Genomic DNA, 18,834 nt, shown 5'->3' with positions numbered 1-18,834 from the left:
CGGTAACCATCATGTTTTATCGTCACTCACTGTCCTTTTGTGCAGGCCTGCTGGGCCTGTTCGTGGCCACTCAGGCCACGGCCGGCATTTCCCTGAGCAGCACCCGCCTGGTCTTCGACGGCCAGCACAAGGAAGCCGGCATCACCGTGCGTAACAGCGGTGCAGATGTCCTGGTCCAGTCGTGGATCGACACCGACGCCAGCGAATCCGCTTCCGTGCCATTTGCGGTCACACCGCCGTTAGTGCGCGTCAGCGGCGACGAACAGCAAATACTGCGGGTCATCTACGAAGGCACCGGCATGCCGACCGACCGCGAATCGGTGGTCTGGTTGAACGTGCAGGAAATCCCCCAGACCGCGAAGACCCAGAACACCTTGCAGCTCGCCGTACGTCAGCGCATCAAGGTGTTCTTCCGCCCCGCGGGCCTGAAAAACAACGCCTACCTTGCACCCGGTGAGTTGACCTGGCGCCTGGCCGAGCGCGCCGGCAAAAGCGTGCTGGTGGTGAACAACCCCGGCCTGTATCACGTGTCGATTGCCGATATCACCCTGCAATCCGGTGCACTGAGCGAGCATCCGTTTGATTCGCTGATGATCGCGCCTGGCGAACACAAAGAGTTCGCGCTTAAACAACTTCACTCGACTAATGCAACAAGTTTGTTGTTCAGCAGCATTAATGACTACGGCGCACAAGATCGTTTTACAGCGCAACTTTCCAACAGCGCCGAAACCCGCGCTCGCCCAAAGAACGAATATCCATAACTCGCGAATCGCTCTGATCGCACACTTTCACTGTATTTCTCTTCGCTCCGTTAGTTCGTATCGGAGGTGATATAGGGTTCCTGCATGTTTTTACTCAAACGCGACGGCCTGGCATCGTTGATGATCGCCTCGGCGATCAGCTCCGCGTGCCAGGCTGACGGCGATGAACAGTTCAATACGTCGTTTCTGCAAGGTGCCGCGTCGACTGTCGATGTGCAATCGCTGCTCGCCAGCAACAGCGTGCTGCCCGGCAACTACCGGGTTGACCTCTACAGCAACGACACGCTGGTCGGTCGTCGCGACATCGACTTCCGCCGTCACCCCGGCAACGGCAAGATCCAGGCCTGCCTGACCCTGGAGATGGTCCAGCAATTGGGCGTCGATATCGCCAAACTGCAAGCGAGCGGCAAGCTCGACGCCAACGATCCGAACGCCTGCCTTGACCTGCCGGCATTGATCGAGCATGCCAGCGTGCGTTACGACGTGCCGCGCCTGCGCCTGTTGGTGAGCGTACCGCAAAGCGCCATGGAACGCGGTCGACGGGGTTATGTCGACCCGGCGCTGTGGGACGAAGGCGTGCCTGCGGCGTTTATCAACTATCAGCTGAGCAGCAGCCGTAACAGCACGCAGACCGCCGACACGCTTTCCAATAACGTCGGCTTGCGCAACGGCATCAACCTGGGTGGCTGGCGCTTGCGCAACGAGTCCAACTTCAACAGCAGCACGGGCCAGCCGAGCACCTTCAAAAGCAACCGCAGCTATCTGCAACATGACCTGACCGCGTTGAAAGGCCAGTTCAGTGCCGGGGATATTTTCTCCGACGCCGACCTGTTCGACAGCGTGCGCTATCGCGGCTTGAAACTGGCCTCCGATGACGGCATGCGCGCCGACAGCGAGCGCGGCTATGCGCCAGTGATTCGCGGGATTGCCCAGTCCAGCGCCACGGTGGAAATTCGTCAGAACAACTACATGCTCTACAGCGCCAACGTGCCACCGGGCCCGTTCGAGATCAGCGATATTTATCCGAGCGGTTCCAACGGCGATTTGGAGGTGACGATTATCGAAGCCGACGGTCAGCGTCGGGTGACGGTGCAGGCGTTTTCCAGCCTGCCGATCATGGTGCGCCAGGGGCAGTTGAAGTACAGCGTCTCGGCCGGCCGCTACAACAGCAACAGCGATGATCAGCAATCGCCGCAGTTCGTCAGCAGCACACTGGCCTATGGCATCAGCAGCAACTTGTCCGGCATCGTCGGCGTGCAAGCGACCGAGGATTTCCAGGCGTTGTCCGTGGGCGCGGGGCGTAATACGCCGATTGGTGCCGTATCGCTCGACGTGACGCATTCCGCCAGCCGCACCTTTGGCCAAATGGTCAAAGGCAACAGTTTGCGCGCGCTGTACGCCAAGACATTTACCGGCACCGACACCAGCTTCACCCTCGCCGCCTATCGCTATTCGACCGAGGGTTATCGCACCCTCACCGACCACGTCGAGGAACTGAGCCACGAGGGCGAAAAACGCACGGGTAACTCGAAAACCCGCACCGACCTGACCATCAACCAGAGCCTGGGGACTAACCAGCAATATGGCAGCGTTTACCTCAACGCCAGTGACCAGCGTTATTGGGGACGCGGCGGATCGCAAAGCCTGTCGGCGGGTTACAGCAATTACTGGGGCGATGTCAGCTACAACCTCGGCGCGACCTACACCAAGGACGTCGGCAACTATGGGCCGGCGAACAACGACACCCTGGTCAATCTGTCATTGTCGTTCCCGCTGGGCTCGAAACCCCGTGCGCCGCGAGCGTTTGTTTCCGCGAGCACCCAGAAAGCCACCGATAGTGCTCAGGTCGGAATCAACGGTTACCTGACGGAAGATAGCGACACTTATTACTCGGTGCAAGGCGGTAACAGCAGCACCGGTGGCAGCAGCGGTTCGGCCAATATCAGCACGCGAACATCGGTGATGGACATCAGCGCCGGTTACAGTCAGGGCCGTGGATACAATTCGCAGAATCTCAATCTGGCCGGCTCGATCGTCGGCCACGGCGGCGGGATCAACCTCGGGCAAACCGTGGGTGAGACATTTGCGCTGGCGCAGGTCGAAGGCGTTTCCGGGGTGAAAATCGGCAGTTTTTCCGGAGCGAAAACCGGGCGTAATGGCTATGCCGTGGTGCCCAATGCGCAGCCCTATCGGGTCAACTGGATCAACCTCGACACCCGCGATCTGGGCGCCGATATCGAGATCGACAATGCGACCCGGCAAGTGGTGCCGCGCCGTGGTGCGGTGGTGCTGGCGCGCTATGCGAGCAAGACTGGGCGGCGGGTGCAATTCGCCTTGTTCGATGCGCAGCACAAGCCGATTCCCTTCGGTGCTTCGCTCGAAGATGGCGCGGGCAAGCAACTGGCAATCTCCGACCCGAGCGGCAAGGCGCTGGCGCTGGTCGAGGACGACGCCGGCACGCTGACCATCAACTGGCAGGGCCAGCGCTGTGAGGCACCGTATGCGTTACCTGAACGTGACAAGGCGTTGAACTATGAACGGGCCTCGCTGGTGTGCCGCCCGTCCCCAGTTAATTTGCCGTAAGAAAAAATCCTTGCCCACCACAGATCAGTGTAGGAGTGAGCCTGCTCGCGATAAGGCCATCAGCCGCACCATTGATATCGACTGAAAAAACGCCATCGCGAGCAGGCTCACTCCTACAGGGGAACGCATTCCAAATGTAGGGGTGAGCCTGCTCGCGATTGAAGCGGCTCGGTTCAGGAGAAAGCGCGATCTAGAAATCGCGCTTGTAGAAAATATCCAGCGAACTCGCCACGCCACTGGCCGCCTCGACATACACCTTCTTGCTCAGCTTGTAGCGCAGCGCAATGGTGTTGGCCGGTTCAAACACGCCCACGCCATAACGCAAACTGAGCTTCTCGGTAATATTGCCGCTGGCCACCACACTGGTGGCATCGCCGCTGCCCGCCGTGTCGAGCTGAAAGTCCTGAATGCCCAGATCCTTGGCCAGGCTGCTGGTGACCCCCGAGCTGCCCATCAAGCCCAGACCCAACGCCGCTTGCGCGAGCATGTTGTTGTCTTCGCCGTTGGTGCTCAGCGGGCGACCCAAGACCAGATAGGACAACGCCTGCTCCTGGCTCATCGCCGGCTCGGAGAAGATCTGCGTAGTCGGCTGCTCGGCACTGCCGCTCAGGCGAATACCGGCGATCACGTCGTCGGTCTGGCGGATCGCTTCGATGTCCAGATACGGTTGATCGAGGGGGCCGGCGAACAACAGACGCGCCCGCCGCACTTGCAGGCGCTGGCCGTAGGCACTGTAGCGGCCGTCGTTGAGCCACAGTTCGCCACGGGTGTCCATGTTGTCGCCGATGTGCACATGGCCTTTCACGTTGGCGGTCAGGCCGAAACCGGCGAAGGCCAGTTTGTCTTCGCCGACCACCACGTCAATGTCCATTTTCATCGCCATCGGCGGTTTGCCCTCTTCGGTCTGCGCGCCGACGATGATCGTGTCATCGGAGACTTTCACCGTGGATGGCGGCAATTCGCGCACGGTGATTTCGCCTCGCGGAACCTGCACCTTACCGGCAATCGCCAACTCATCGCCGGCCATGGAAATCTTCAGATCCGGCGCGACTTCCAGCTTGGCGTACGGCTCGACCGTAACCGGCAATTGCGTGCCTTTGAGCGCCAGATCGACCACCAACGCCTGACCCCAGGCGACGTTACCGTTCAGACTGCCCTGCCCGCTCTTGCCGCTTTTCCAGCCGCCGTCGAGGCGTACCGATTCGCCGGCAATCACAGCGGTGAGTTGCAGGTTCTGCAGTTCCATCGGCAACTCGGCGCCGGACACTTCACCATCGCTCAGTTGTACTGTGCCGTTGACCAGCGGCGCGAGCAATCCACCGGAAATCGTGCCGCTGCCATTCAGGCGGCCGGTGAGTTTTTCAACCATCGGCACAAACGGCCGCGCCACCGAAAGATCCAGCCCGGAGAGGCGGAACGAGCCGCTCAACGGTTTGTTTTTCGGCAACGGGTTGAGCTGCGCCTGCACCAGCAACTCGCCGAGTTTACCGCCGACGAAGTTGAGTTCGGTATCGACGCGCTTGGGCGTGAGTTTGCTGGTGAGCTTCAGGGTCTGGTACGGGAAGTCCAGCCACTGATCCTTTTCCTTCATGCGCAAGGTGCCGCCGCTGGCGTCAATGCTGACCACACCGTTCGGGCCGCTGGCTGGCAGATCCAATTGCAGATCGGCGTTGAGCTTACCCTTCCAGGCGAAATCTTTTGGCAGCCATTGCGCGAGGCTTTCGATCGGGAATTGCTTGAGGTGGTAGCGCAGTTTCGGCTCCGGCATCAGCCGTTGATCTTCACCGCACAGGCTGGCATCGCCGGACATCCAGCAATGCGCGCCAAAGTTGATTTTGCCGTCTGCCAGACGTTCGAGCTTGGCCGGGCTTTGCAGTTTCCAGTCCTGGCTACCGGCCTGAATATCGCCACTGGCCAGACGACCACGCCAGTTGCCCTTGTCCAGATTGCCATCCAGACCAAGGGCCAGTTTCAGCTTCGGCCCGATCAGATCGAGGTCGAGTTTCTGCTTTTTGATATCGCCTTGAGCGCTGGCGGTCAAAACGCCCAAGTTAGTGTCGCCGGCCTGAATGCCGCTGCCTTTCAGATCGATCTTTGCCCGCTGCGCACTGTCGAGGGTGGCGTCGAGGTTGAGGCTTTGCAGGCGATTGTCCTGGAAGGCCAATTGCGAACCTTGCAGATCGAGTTTGCCCTGCGGCGCTTGCAGCGTGCCGGCGACATTGACCTGACCGTTGACCTGACCGCGCAGTTGCGGCCAAAGCTGAGCCAGACGCGACAGCTTGATGTCGATCTGCCCGGTGAGTTTCTGTTGCAGACTGCCCTTGCCGCTGATGCTGTTGTCGCCGAGGCGAATTTGCAGGGCATTGAGGTTCCACTGTTCGCCAGCGCCATCAGCCTTGGCCTGGAGGATCGCCGGTTGCCCGCGCAGTTTGCCTTTCAAGTCGAGGTCGGCGGTGAGGCTCAGGCGCTCGTTCTTCATTTCGCCTTGGCTTTTCAGCGGCCCGGCCAAGGTGCCCGGCAACTCGGCGACCCAGTACGCCGGATTCAGCGCCGACAGCTCCAGCGCGGTGTCCCAGGCGATGCCATCGGCGAACTGCACATTGACGTGCCCTTCAGCCTTGCCCTGTCCGGCTTGCATTTTCAATTGCGGCAAAGCGATCTGTTTAAGGCTGCCGCTGAACGGACTGCTCAGGGTAAACGCGCCCGCCGGGCCATCCAGTGCGGCGGCGAAGTTGCCGAGGTACTGACCATCGGTGTAGGAGACTTCGCCCGTGAAGGTGCGCAAAGCGACCTCAGGTTCGTCGATTTCGTTGTAGAGCCGATGCCACGGAAAGTCCTGCCAGTTGATGTTGGCTTGGGCGCTGAGGCCTTTGCTCCAGTCAACACTGCCGGTGAGTTTCAGGCTTTGCTTGTCGTTGGCCGTCAGGTCGAGGCCGGCAATCTGCGCGCCACTGGCGTCGACTTTGCCTTGAAGCAGCAGCGCCACCGGGCCTTTATCGGCGGGCAGCGTCGCGTTGCCGTTGAGCTGGTAACCGTTTTTCAGGTCACCTTCACCAGTCAGCAGCAGTTGATTGAGTTGCAGCGTGTCGGGCAGATCGGCGCTTGGCTTAAACGCCTCGGCGGTGATGCGCACTTTGGCCGGCAGGTTCTCCGCCAGCGGTTGCAATTCACCACTCAACTGGCCGTCGAGGTAACCCCGGCTGTCGGCATGCAGGTTGAGGGTTTTCAACAGGTCACCGTCGATCTTCAACGCCAGCGTCCACGGCCCCGTGCCCGGCGACGGCAATGTCAGGTCACCGCTGATGTTCAACGGCCAGTTGCCGGTCGGCGTGAGTGTGCCGGCCAGGTTCAGGCTGAGGTCGTCGCGCTGCAATTTCACGCTTTCAATCTGCATGCCCTGGGCAGTCCAGTGCGCTGCCAGTTGCAAACCCTTGAGCTGTTCGCTGCCGTTGAACAACAGGCTGCCGACCTGCACGTCGCCCAGCTCGATGGCCACCGGCAATTGCAGATCCGGCAGTTTGATCGGGCCGCTTTCGGTGGTTTCTTCGCTCGGTGGAAATTGCAGGATGACCTGATCAGCCTTGAGCTGTTCGATGCACAGGGTCATGCGCGTCAGGCACAGCGGCGACCAGGCGAAGATTGCCTTGTTCAGCTCGACGCGGCTGCTGTCCTGCTGCCACAGCAGATGATCGGCACTCCATTGCCAGCCGAGGCGACCCTGGAAATTCTCCACCTTCAGCCCCGGCACGAGCCCCAGCACCCAGCGGCTGCCGGCCGCCGTGCCGAGTACGGCGGTGACACTCAATACAATCAACAACACCAGCGCCAACAACGCCAGCGCCGTAATTTTCAAACCACGCTTCACAGCTCAGGCCCCATGGAAAAGTGCAGCCGGATGCCGCCATCGTCGTCGAGTGCGTGGGCCAGGTCGAGGCGGATCGGCCCCACCGGCGAGACCCAGCGCACACCAATGCCGACCCCGGTCTTGAGGTTCGGCAGTTCGAGTTTATTGAAGGAGTTGCCTTGGTCGACGAAGGTCGCCACACGCCATTTTTCGGCGATCGAGTATTGATACTCGACGCTGCCGGCGACCATGTAGCGGCCACCGATGCGATCACCCTTGGAGTTTTCCGGGGACAGGCTCTGATAGTCATAGCCGCGCACACTCTGATCGCCGCCGGCAAAGAAGCGCAGCGACGGCGGCACCGAGTTGTAGCCGTTGGTGGCGCTGCCACCGACCTGCACGCGACCAAGGAAGCGATGTTTGTCGAACACCGTGGTCAGGCCTTTGACCAGCGCGGTGCCATATAAAAGGTTGTTGTCCGAACCGAGGCCTTCCTTCGCCACTTTGCTTTCGAAGCTCAGGCGATAGCCGTTGTGCGGGTCGATGCGGTTGTCGCTTTTCAGGTACGAGTAACTGATGCCGGGCATCAGCAAGGTACTCAGGCCGGAGTCATCGCCGAGTTCATATTCTTCACGCTGCCATTTCAGCGAGATCACCCGCTGCCAGCCGCTCGGTAATTTGCTGTGCCATTCCGGGCCGAAGGTCAGCAGTTTGCTCAGGGTGTCGGAGCCGTCGATGTCTTCGAATTGATAGCCGCCGGCCCAACGCAGTTTGTCGGTCAGTGGCGGGTCGAGCGGGATGTCGTAGAACAGCCCGACGTTTTGCCGAGGTGCCGAGAGTTCGGCTTCCCAGCCGTAGCTGTCGCCCTGCGGGTTGACCCAATGGCGCGTCCAGTTGGCTTTGATGCGCGGGCCGACGTCGGTCGAATAACCAAGGCCCAGGCCCATGGTCCGTGGCTTGCGCGTGTCGAGTTTGACGTCGACCGGGATCACATCGTTCTTCGCGGCGGTCGGTGCGGCATCGACGCGTATGCCTTCGAAATAACCGCTCGATTGCAAATCACGGTTCAGCTCTGCGATCAGCTCGGAATCGTAAGGCTCGCCTTCCTTGAACGGCACCATGCGTTGCAGCAGGTCTTCGTCGAACGGCGTGTCACCTTCGAATTTGACTTTGCCCAGCGCATAACGCGGGCCGCTGTCGTAGATCAGTTCGATGTCAGCCACCCCGGCACGCGGGTCGACCATGAGTTTTTGACGGGTGAAATGGCCACTGAAAAAACCGAAGCGCGAGGCCTGATTCTGAATAAGTCTTTTGGCGTCTTCATAACGCCCATGGTTGAGCACCGCGCCGGACTTGAGCGCGTCGCTTTTCGGTACACGAAAGGATTTGAGGGAGGCAGCCGGGCCGTCGACACGAATGGTGACGTTGCGCAGATGAATCGGCTCGCCGGGATCGATGTTCAACACCAGGCGCGGTTTTTCGCCGCCCTTGACGTCACTTTCGATCTGCGGCTGGTAGTAGCCCAACGCCTGAGCCGCTTTGCGCGCCTGCTCTTCGGCACCGCGACTGAAGCGCTGCAGGGCTTCTTCGTCACGGTCGCCGAGACTGCCGATATAGCCTTCTATATTGGCCTTGAGTTCATCGTTGGACGGTTTGATCCGCACATCCAATTCACTTTGCGCCAGTGCCGCACAGCTGGATAACAGCAAGAGCACGCCACTGGTAAATCTTCCTGGAAACTTCATAGGCGCTGATGCTATCACGGGCTTGGGAGCGTGATAGAACAGGAAATTTCCCAAGAAGTTCGATTGTCATGCTGTTGCAGTTTGTAACACCTGCGGATTGGCGTGGAAAAATACGTGTTCGCGCACCGGGCCGACGGCAACTTCGCCGATCTCTTCGTAACCCTGTCTTTTATAGAATTCCAGGTAACGCGGGTTGCCGGTGTCGAGCACCACGCCTTGCGAGGTTTCGTCAACGGCGCACCAGTTGTGTACGGCGGTCAGCAATTGTTCACCGAAGTGTTTGCCCTGGAACTGCGGATGAATTCCCAGCAATGGCAGCATGTGCACCGAATCGCTGGGTACACAGGCAGCAACGGCATCGTGGTACTCCAGATAGCGCCGAGTGCAGCGGAAACCGGTGCTGAGCACCATGCGCAGGCGCCACGCCCAGCTTTCGGTGATGCCCAAACGGCGTTGCGGTGGCGCGATCAGGGCGATGCCGATCAGGCGGTCGTTGACCAGCAGGCCAATGGCCGGCAGATCCTGCAGAAAGTGTTGCTTGACCAGTTCCCGCACCGTCGCCCGCACCCGTTGCTCATAGCCGGGACGCTCGGCTTCGAACAGGTAGCCGAAGGTCGGCTCGTGGCGATAAGCCTGATAGAGCAGCGAGCGGGCTTCGCGGGAATAGCCGCGGTCGAGCATATGAATGTCGGCGATGGCGGTCTGGGTTTCAGGCATGACAGTGACTCTCCCCGGGGCGCGTTCAAATGGCGGCGCTCTTGTTGGTACGAACCCTGTAGTGGTGGCGTGGTTCCCCACAGGTATAGACCAACCTTGGATCTTCAGCGATTTTGCCGACCCCTTCGCGAGCAGGCTCGCTCCCACAGGGGAACGCGATCAAAATGTGGGAGCGAGCTTGCTCGCGAAGAGGCACTTACAAGCGACACAAATCCCACAGACCAAAATGATTTCTCCCACACTGGCCCATCTCCCCCATGTCAGCTAGCATCGCCCTTTTGCCAGGACTGCCGACCATGAAGATCGTTTCCTTCAACATCAACGGACTGCGCGCCCGTCCGCATCAGCTGGCAGCGCTGATCGAAAAACACCAGCCGGACGTGATCGGTCTGCAGGAAACCAAGGTCCACGACGACCAGTTCCCGCTCGAAGAAGTCCGCGCCCTCGGCTACCACGTGTATTTCCATGGCCAGAAAGGCCATTACGGCGTGGCGATGCTCTCGCGCAAGGAGCCGATCGCCATCCATAAAGGTTTCGCCACCGACGAAGAAGACGCTCAGCGTCGCTTTATCTGGGGCACGTTCGCCGACGCCAATGGCGTACCGGTGACCATCATGAACGGCTATTTCCCTCAGGGTGAAAGCCGCGACCACCCGACCAAATTCCCCGCCAAGCAGCGTTTCTACAGCGATCTGCAAGCGCTGCTGGAAAGCCAGTTCCACAACGAACAGCCGCTGGTGGTGATGGGCGATGTGAACATTTCCCCGGAAGACTGCGACATCGGCATCGGCCCGGACAACATGAAGCGCTGGCTGAAAACCGGCAAATGCAGCTTCCTGCCGGAAGAGCGCGAGTGGATGGCGCGCCTGAAAAACTGGGGTTTGACCGACAGCTATCGCCACTTGAACCCGGATGTGACCGACATGTTCAGCTGGTTCGATTACCGCAGCCGTGGTTTCGAGGATGAACCGAAGCGCGGGCTGCGCATCGATGTGATTCTGGCGTCGCATGGTTTGTTGCCGCGGGTGAAGGCAGCGGGTGTCGACTATGAATTGCGCGGGATGGAAAAACCGTCCGATCATGCGCCGATCTGGTTGGAACTCAGCTGATCCCTAGCCTTACGCAATACCTGTAGGAGTGAGCCTGCTCGCGATAGCGGTGAATCAGACGACATAAATGTTGACCGGTACACCGCTATCGCGAGCAGGCTCACTCCTACATTGAATCGGTGTCATCTTTCGGTCATGCGCCTGACTTAATCTCCCCGGCAATCCCCTTGGCTTGATTCGGTGCCGGCATGACCCTGCGTGTTCTGTGCGTGTTTCTCTTGAGTGCGTGGCTGACGGTTTCTGCCGCCACCCTGCCCCTCCCTGAAAACGGCCCGGCGCTGCGCATCCAGGGTTCCAACACCATCGGCGCCGAACTCGGCCCAGCACTCGTTGAGGGCCTGCTGCAAGAGCAAGGCCTGCTGAAAATCCACCGCGAAACCCCGGACGCCGCCAACGAACTGCGCATCGTCGGCCAGACCAGCGAAGGTAAACGCGTGGTCGTTGAAGTCGCCGCCCACGGTTCCAGCACCGGTTTCACCGCGTTGAAAAATGCCAGCGCCGACCTCGCCGCGTCTTCCCGCGAGATCAAGGACAGTGAGTTACAGACCCTGCAATCACTGGGCGATCTGAAAAGTCCCGCCGCCGAACAAGTCATCGCCATTGATGGCCTGGCGATCATCCTTCATCCCGACAATCCGCTGCAGCAACTGGACACCGAGCAACTGGCGCGGATCTTCGCTGGCGATGTGAAAACCTGGGAAGACCTCGGCGGGCGTGGCGGTGCGATTCATTTATATGCGCGCGATGATCAGTCCGGCACTTACGACACGTTTAAGGAACTCGTCTTGAGCCGGCGTGGGAAAAGTCTGAACAGCGCCGCGAAACGTTTTGAATCCAGCGAGCAATTATCCGACGCCGTGAGTTCGGATCCGCAAGGCATCGGTTTCATCGGTTTGCCCTACGTGCGTCAGGCCAAAGCCGTGGCCATTGCTGATGGCGCATCGCAGTCGATGCTGCCGCTCAACAGCCTGATCGCTACCGAAGACTATCCACTGTCGCGGCGGTTGTTCTTCTATCTACCGCCCGACAGCAACAATCCTTGGGCGAAAGCTTTGGTGACGTTTGCGCAAAGCCGTCAGGGCCAGGCGATTGTCGCGGCAAACGGTTTTATCAGCCAGACCGTGCATGCGATGAGCGTCGCGCCGAATGCACTGATGCCCGAGGGCTATCAATCCCTCAGCCGTCACGCCCAGCGTCTGACGGTGAATTTCCGCTTTGAAGAAGGCAGTGCGAAGCTGGATAACAAGGCGCGTCAGGATCTGGCGCGAGTGTTCGACTATATAAAGCGTCATGACAAGACTGAACGCGCGGTGACCTTGGTCGGGTTTGGTGATGCCAAGGACGACCCGGCACGCGCGGATCTGCTGTCAAAGCTGCGGGCGATGGCGGTACGACGGGAGTTGGTGAAGAACGGCGTGGTGTTGCGCGAGGTTCGCGGGTTTGGCGCGTTGATGCCGGTGGCGGCGAACAATGTCGATGAGGGGCGGATCAAGAATCGGCGGGTTGAGGTTTGGGTATATTGAGCCTGATGGTTATGTACTGAATGTTCAGGCCCCTTCGCGAGCAAGCTCGCTCCCACAGGGATCGCATTCTTCCATTTGGAATGCGGTTTAATGTGGGAGCGAGCTTGCTCGCGAAGCAGGCGACGCGGTCTTAATGACCGCTACGCAACATTTCCTTCGGCACATATTTGCCGATCTCGAATTTGCCGATCGCCGCGCGGTGCACTTCGTCCGGGCCGTCGGCCAGGCGTAATGTGCGTTGCATGGCGTACATGTAGGCCAGCGGGAAATCGTTCGACACCCCGGCCCCACCATGCATCTGAATCGCTCGGTCGATCACCCGCAGTGCGACGTTCGGCGCAACGACTTTGATCTGCGCGATCTCGCTTTTCGCCACTTTGTTACCGACGGTGTCCATCATGTACGCCGCTTTCAGCGTCAGCAGACGTGCCATGTCGATTTCCATCCGTGAGTCGGCGATCTTGTCGACGTTACCGCCCAGACGCGCCAGCGGTTTGCCGAATGCAGTGCGGCTTACCGCACGTTTGCACATCAATTCCAGGGCCCGTTCAGCCATGCCGATCGAGCGCATGCAGTGGTGAATCCGGCCTGGGCCAAGGCGACCTTGAGCGATCTCGAAGCCACGACCTTCACCGAGCAGGACATTTTCGTACGGCACACGCACGTTGTCGAACAGCACTTCGGCGTGGCCGTGCGGAGCGTCGTCGTAGCCAAACACCGGTAGCGGACGGACGATTTTCACCCCGGGGGTGTCGACCGGCACGAGGATCATCGAGTGCTGCGCATGGCGCGGCGCATCAGGATTGCTCAGGCCCATGAAGATGAGGATTTTGCAGCGCGGATCGCAGGCGCCGGAGGTCCACCATTTTTTACCGTTGATCACCCACTCGTCACCATCACGCACGGCGCGGGCGGCCATGTTGGTCGCGTCCGAAGAGGCAACGTCCGGTTCGGTCATGGCGAATGCCGAGCGGATTTCACCGCGCAACAGCGGTTCGAGCCAGCGCTGTTTCTGTTCTTCGTTAGCGTAGCGCACCAGCACTTCCATGTTGCCGGTGTCCGGCGCCGAGCAATTGAACGGTTCCGGCCCGAGCAGCGAGCGGCCCATGATTTCCGCCAATGGCGCGTATTCGAGGTTGGTCAGACCGGCACCGAGTTCCGACTCAGGCAGAAACAAATTCCACAGACCTTCGGCCTTGGCCTTGGCTTTGAGCTCCTCCATGATCGCCGTCGGCTGCCAGCGATCGCCTTCGGCAACCTGGCGTTCGAACACCGCCTCGGCCGGGTAAACGTAAGTGTCCATGAACGCGGTCACGCGCTCACGCAGTTCTTGCACCTTGGGCGAATAAGCGAAATCCATGATCAATTACCTTCTTGGGCAGAGGTTGTTTAAGTCATGCAATCGATGCTAGAACAGCGTTGATAATTTACCTAGCCTATTCTCGGCGTGTATAAACATTCATCACCGATATATGATCGGCTGATTGCCAGCCCTTAAAACACTGCCCTAAATAACAAGAGAAGCCGCGTTATGAATCTGAGTAAGGTCGACCTCAACCTTTTCATCGTCTTCGACGCGATCTACACCGAAGCCAACCTGACCCGCGCCGGGCAGATTGTCGGTATCACCCAGCCGGCGGTGTCCAACGCCTTGGCGCGGTTGCGCGAAACCTTCAACGATCCGCTGTTCGTGCGCACGGCTCAGGGCATGGTGCCGACGCCGATGGCGCAGAACATCATCGGCCCGGTGCGCAACGCTTTGTCGCTGCTGCGTGTGTCGGTTCAGGAAAGTCGCATCTTCAATCCGGCGCAAGCGGTCAAGACCTACCGCATCAGCATGACCGACCTCACCGAAGCGGTGATTCTGCCGCCGCTGTTCCAGCGCCTGCGCCGTCTGGCGCCGACCGTGATTATCGAAAGCTTTCTGTCCAAGCGCCGCGAGACCACCAAAGAGCTGGCCGCCGGACGTCTGGATTTCGCCGTGGATGCGCCACTCAACACCGACCCGCAGGTGCGCCACGTCAAGCTGATGGAAGACCGTTACGTCTGCGCGATGCGCAAGGGCCATCCGATGGCAGGCAAGGAAAAACTCTCGCTGGATGATTACTTGTCGCTGACCCATATCCATATTTCCAGCCGTCGCAGTGGTCTGGGTTATGTCGATCTGGCGCTGGGCAAAATGGGCATTCAGCGCAAGATTGCCCTGCGCTCGCAGCATTATCTGATGGCGTCGCAAGTGATGCAGCAAACCGACATGGTCATGACGGTGCCGGAGCGCTTCGCCCGTCGGCATGAGCTGCAGGCGTTTAACCTGCCGGTGAATGATGTGCCGCCGGTGGAGACGCACTTGTACTGGCATGAAAGCACGGACCAGGATCCGGCGAATCGCTGGATGCGCGAGCAGATGATCGAGTTGTGCCAGCAGGTGACGGCGCAGGAGAAGAAGCTGGATAAGGTGTAAGAAATTACACCGCATTATCGTTCTTCGTCGGAACGCCGCCCGGAGACAGGCTCGCTCCCACAGGTTCTGTGGTGTTCACAAATCCACTGTGGGAGCGAGCCTGCTCGCGAAGAGGCAATCAAATGCAACACAAAATCATCCTGCTTGACGTAAACGTCAACCTGCCATTAGCTTAGCGCCAAGACCTTTTTTCGAGCGCTTCCATGAGCAGCCAGACTTACAGCATCTCCGACCTCGCCCGCGAGCTGGACATCACCACCCGGGCGATCCGCTTTTATGAAGAGCAAGGCCTGCTCAGCCCTGAGCGCCGTGGCCAGGAACGTATCTATTCGCCACGCGACAAGGTCAGTCTGAAGCTGATCCTGCGCGGCAAGCGCATCGGTTTCTCGCTGGCCGAATGCCGTGAACTGATCGAGCTTTACGACCCTTCCAGCGGTAACACCAAACAGCTCAACAGCATGCTGGCGAAAATCACCGAGCGCCGCGAGCAGTTGGAACAGCAGTTGCTGGATATCGAACAGATGAAACTGGAACTCGATACCGCCGAAGAGCGTTGCGTGCAGGCACTGGAGCAGACGCTCAAGAGCCAGCAGGCCATTCAGTAATAACCCCATTCCCTGTGGGAGCGAGCTTGCTCGCGAATACGGTCTGACATTCAAATGTTTGTCGACTGATGCGCCGCTTTCGCGAGCAAGCTCGCTCCCACAGGGTTCTCCACGAATTCAAAAGAGCAGGTCAACCGCCATGTCCCTCCCCTCCCAAGTACGCCTGATCGAAGTCGGCCCGCGCGATGGCCTGCAGAATGAAGCCCAACCGATCAGCGTCGCCGACAAGGTGCAACTGGTCGATGCACTCAGCGCTGCCGGTCTTGGCTATATAGAAGTCGGCAGTTTCGTTTCACCGAAATGGGTCCCGCAGATGGCGGGTTCGGCCGAAGTGTTTGCACAGATCCAGCGCAAACCCGGCGTGACCTACGGCGCACTGGCGCCGAACCTGCGTGGCTTCGAAGATGCCATCGCCGCTGGGGTCAAGGAAGTCGCCGTGTTCGCTGCCGCCTCCGAAGCCTTCTCGCAGCGCAACATCAACTGCTCGATCAGCGAAAGCCTGGCGCGCTTCGCACCGATCATGGAGGCGGCGCAACAGCACGGCGTTACCGTGCGCGGTTACGTGTCCTGCGTGCTCGGTTGCCCATATGAAGGCACGGTCGCGCCGGAACAAGTGGCGATGGTCGCCCGCGAGTTGTATGCGATGGGCTGCTACGAGGTTTCGCTGGGCGACACCATTGGCACTGGCACTGCGGGCGCGACTCGCCGCTTGTTCGAAGTGGTGTCGGCGCAGGTACCACGGGACAAACTGGCCGGGCACTTCCACGACACCTATGGGCAGGCCATGGCCAATATCTACGCCAGCCTGCTCGAGGGCATCTCGGTGTTCGACAGCTCTATCGCGGGCCTCGGCGGCTGCCCGTACGCCAAAGGCGCGAGCGGTAACGTTGCTACTGAAGATGTGGTGTACCTGCTCAACGGCCTGGGTATCGAGACCGGTATCAACCTGGACGCCTTGATTGCTGCGGGTCAGCAGATCAGTGCGGTGCTCGGTCGCCCGAGCGGTTCGCGCGTGGCCAAGGCTCGTAGCGCACAGTGAGGGGGGAAGGTGTTACCGCTGTGTCCGGAATGTGGGTTCAAGCGAGTAACACGGAAACAAATTGTCTGGTTTCGCTAGAGTGAAAATTTGCTGAAATTCTCAAGACATTGATTTATAAGGCTTTTTAAAAGTTGGCACGGCTTCTGCTATCTCTATGGCATAACAAGAATAAAAAGCAGCAAACCAATAAAAATAAGACGTACCGACTCTGACATAACAAAAACAACACGGCAGAGACGCAGCTAACAGATTTTTTTGGAGAAGGTGTGCTTTTCAGGGTGCTCTCAGGAGTGACCCGCAACCGGGCAGAGAACAATAAAACTACCTTCAGGTAGCTCCAGAATCGGTTGGATCGCTTAGCGAGAAAGTAGATCAGCGCTCAAAAAAATACGTTTGCTCTTGACCCCGGATGGGGGTCGCCAAAAACAGCGGTAAAGGGCCACGGTTGCCAAAAACAACAACAGACCGACCCTCAATAATAAAAAAGAGCACGCGACGACAAAATTAAAGGGGAGCTTCGGCTCCCCTTTGTGCTTTCTGTGATTCCTCTTTTCCTCAACACCTATCCCCTGTGGGAGCGAGCTTGCTCGCGAATGTGGTGTGTCATCAACAAAGATATTGGCTGACCTGACGCCTTCGCGAGCAAGCTCGCTCCCACAGAGGTTGCGGTTACCGCTCGATAGTTTTCAGTTCTTCAATGCTTATTTCACGCATCCTGAATTTCTGGATCTTGCCCGTCACCGTCATCGGAAACTCTTCAACGAACTTGAAATGCCGTGGCGTCTTGAAGTGCGCGATACGTTCCTTGCACCAGGTTTGCAGCTCCAGCTCCGAGGCGCTGTGGCCGGGGTGGAACTTGATCCAGGCAACAATCTCCTCACCGTAACGCGAGCACGGAATGCCGATCACCTGCACGTCCGCCACGGCCGGATGGGTGAAGAAAAACTCCTCCAGCTCACGCGGGTAAATATTCTCGCCGCCACGAATGATCATGTCCTTGTTGCGCCCGGCAATGTTGACGTAGCCCTCCTCGTTCATGCTCGCCAGGTCGCCGGTGTGCATCCAGCCCGCGTCATCGATGGCTTCGGCGGTGGCCTGCGGGTTGTTCCAGTAACCGAGCATCACGCTGTAGCCACGGGTGCACAGTTCGCCGATGGTGCCGCGCGTCACGAGGTTGCCGGCTTCGTCGATGATCTTGCTTTCCAGCTGTGGCTGGGTGCGGCCGACGGTGGTCACGCGCAATTCCAGCTCATCGGTCGGCCCGGTCTGCAGTGACACCGGGCTGGTTTCGGTCATGCCGTAAGCGATCTGCACTTCGCTCATGTGCATTTCGCTGATGACCCGGCGCATCACTTCGATCGGGCACGTCGCACCGGCCATGATCCCGGTACGCAGGCTCGACAGGTCGAACTCTGCGCGTTGTGGCTGATCGAGCATGGCAATGAACATGGTCGGTACGCCGTACAGGCCGGTAGCCTTTTCTTCGGCGACGGTTTGCAGGGTCAGCAATGGATCGAAGGCATCGCTGGGGTAAATCATCGTACTGCCGTGGGTGATGCAGCCGAGGTTGCCCATGACCATGCCGAAGCAGTGGTAGAGCGGCACCGGGATCACCAGACGATCGCGCGGGGTCAGGCCGATGCTTTCACCGACCATGTAGCCGTTATTGAGGATGTTGTAGTGGCTGAGGGTCGCACCCTTGGGGAAACCGGTGGTGCCGGAGGTGTACTGGATGTTCACCGGTTGATCGAAGTGCAGGCTGTCGCTGCGTTCGCGCAGTTGATCGGGAGAGATGCTGGTGGCCAGATCGGCCAGTTGCGACCACGGCAGAAAACCTGACGGTGGTTGCGCGTCAAGGCTGATTACCCCGCGCAGTTCGGGGAGGCTTTCGCTGCGCAGTTGGCCGATGGATTGCTCGGCCAGTTCCGGCACCAACCCTTGCAACATGGCGTGGTAGTTGGAGGACTTGAACGCCCCTGCGCAGACAAGCCATTGGCAGCCGGATTGCTTGAGCACGTATTCGAGTTCGGAGCTGCGATAGGCCGGGTTGATGTTGACCAGGATCACGCCGATTTTTGCCGTTGCAACTTGGGTGATGCACCACTGCGCGCAATTCGGCGCCCAGATACCGAGGCGATCGCCGGCCTGCAAACCCAGGGCGAGCAGCGCTCTGGCGTGCAGGTCCACCGCATCGGCCAGTTGTCGCCAGGAGTAACGCAGTTGCTGATGGCGCACGACGAGCGCTTCACCGTCAGGGTATTGCGCGGCGGTGTGATCGAACTTCTGCCCGATGGTCAGTGCCAGCAAGGCTTTGTCCTGTGAGCCACGGGTGTAGCTGCGCTGCGGGTTTGCACTGGGTTGATCCATGACGACCCCTATTGTCTTTATTAGTGGGTTTTGCCGGATTTAACCCCTGTGGGAGCGAGCTTGCTCGCGAAGAGGCCAGC

General features: G+C 59.4%; 12 protein-coding genes. 7 read left to right on the top strand and 5 right to left on the bottom strand.

Features of this window, described 5'->3' with window-relative positions; translation table 11 throughout:
• Positions 1–11 precede the first annotated feature (11 nt).
• A complete protein-coding gene (locus tag BMY54_RS15360) occupies positions 12–761 on the top strand; it encodes a fimbrial biogenesis chaperone (RefSeq protein ID WP_093434178.1) in 750 nt (249 codons plus the stop codon).
• Between the two features lie 84 nt (positions 762–845).
• The gene (locus BMY54_RS15355; RefSeq protein ID WP_093434175.1) at positions 846–3,344 is read left to right on the top strand and encodes a fimbria/pilus outer membrane usher protein; all 2,499 of its coding nucleotides are present in this window, start codon (positions 846–848) and stop codon (positions 3,342–3,344) included.
• Between the two features lie 190 nt (positions 3,345–3,534).
• On the opposite strand, the gene BMY54_RS15350 is transcribed toward BMY54_RS15355, so the two are convergent.
• From BMY54_RS15350 to BMY54_RS15340, 3 genes are all read right to left on the bottom strand, one after another.
• A complete protein-coding gene (locus tag BMY54_RS15350; protein ID WP_093434172.1) occupies positions 3,535–7,209 on the bottom strand; it encodes a translocation/assembly module TamB domain-containing protein in 3,675 nt (1,224 codons plus the stop codon).
• Positions 7,206–8,933: an autotransporter assembly complex protein TamA gene (locus BMY54_RS15345; protein WP_093434169.1), complete on the bottom strand. Its 1,728-nt coding sequence runs from the start codon at positions 8,931–8,933 to the stop codon at positions 7,206–7,208. The genes BMY54_RS15350 and BMY54_RS15345 overlap by 4 nt, the downstream gene beginning before the upstream one ends.
• 66 nt (positions 8,934–8,999) lie before the next feature.
• Positions 9,000–9,650, bottom strand: a complete 651-nt coding sequence (locus BMY54_RS15340; RefSeq protein ID WP_007912451.1) for a GNAT family N-acetyltransferase — start codon at positions 9,648–9,650, stop codon at positions 9,000–9,002.
• Positions 9,651–9,946: 296 nt separating this feature from the next.
• On the opposite strand from BMY54_RS15340, the gene xthA reads away from it, so the two are divergent.
• Positions 9,947–10,759: an exodeoxyribonuclease III gene (gene xthA, locus BMY54_RS15335; protein ID WP_064389273.1), complete on the top strand. Its 813-nt coding sequence runs from the start codon at positions 9,947–9,949 to the stop codon at positions 10,757–10,759.
• 188 nt (positions 10,760–10,947) lie between these two features.
• A complete protein-coding gene (locus BMY54_RS15330; RefSeq protein ID WP_093434166.1) occupies positions 10,948–12,282 on the top strand; it encodes a substrate-binding domain-containing protein in 1,335 nt (444 codons plus the stop codon).
• Positions 12,283–12,412: 130 nt separating this feature from the next.
• On the opposite strand, the gene BMY54_RS15325 is transcribed toward BMY54_RS15330, so the two are convergent.
• A complete protein-coding gene (locus BMY54_RS15325; protein WP_093434163.1) occupies positions 12,413–13,642 on the bottom strand; it encodes an acyl-CoA dehydrogenase in 1,230 nt (409 codons plus the stop codon).
• A gap of 171 nt (positions 13,643–13,813) precedes the next feature.
• Here BMY54_RS15325 and BMY54_RS15320 point away from each other — a divergent pair, with 171 nt between their 5' ends.
• From BMY54_RS15320 to BMY54_RS15310, 3 genes are all read left to right on the top strand, one after another.
• A complete protein-coding gene (locus tag BMY54_RS15320) occupies positions 13,814–14,743 on the top strand; it encodes a LysR family transcriptional regulator (RefSeq protein ID WP_016986544.1) in 930 nt (309 codons plus the stop codon).
• Positions 14,744–14,946: 203 nt separating this feature from the next.
• Positions 14,947–15,348 (top strand): MerR family transcriptional regulator, encoded by a 402-nt coding sequence (locus tag BMY54_RS15315; RefSeq protein WP_093434160.1) that lies wholly within the window; start codon positions 14,947–14,949, stop codon positions 15,346–15,348.
• Positions 15,349–15,487: 139 nt separating this feature from the next.
• Positions 15,488–16,387, top strand: a complete 900-nt coding sequence (locus tag BMY54_RS15310) for a hydroxymethylglutaryl-CoA lyase (RefSeq protein WP_093434157.1) — start codon at positions 15,488–15,490, stop codon at positions 16,385–16,387.
• Between the two features lie 669 nt (positions 16,388–17,056).
• Here the strand turns inward: BMY54_RS15310 and BMY54_RS15305 are convergent.
• Positions 17,057–18,754 carry an AMP-binding protein gene (locus BMY54_RS15305; protein ID WP_093434154.1) on the bottom strand — a complete coding sequence of 566 codons (1,698 nt, stop codon included), beginning with the start codon at positions 18,752–18,754 and terminating at the stop codon, positions 17,057–17,059.
• Between the last annotated feature and the right edge of the window lie 80 nt (positions 18,755–18,834).

The sequence above is a fragment of the Pseudomonas sp. ok266 genome (assembly GCF_900110195.1).
In the GTDB taxonomy this organism is placed as follows: Bacteria; Pseudomonadota; Gammaproteobacteria; order Pseudomonadales; family Pseudomonadaceae; genus Aquipseudomonas; species Aquipseudomonas neuropathica.
This window is presented reverse-complemented; position numbering and strand designations above follow the sequence as displayed.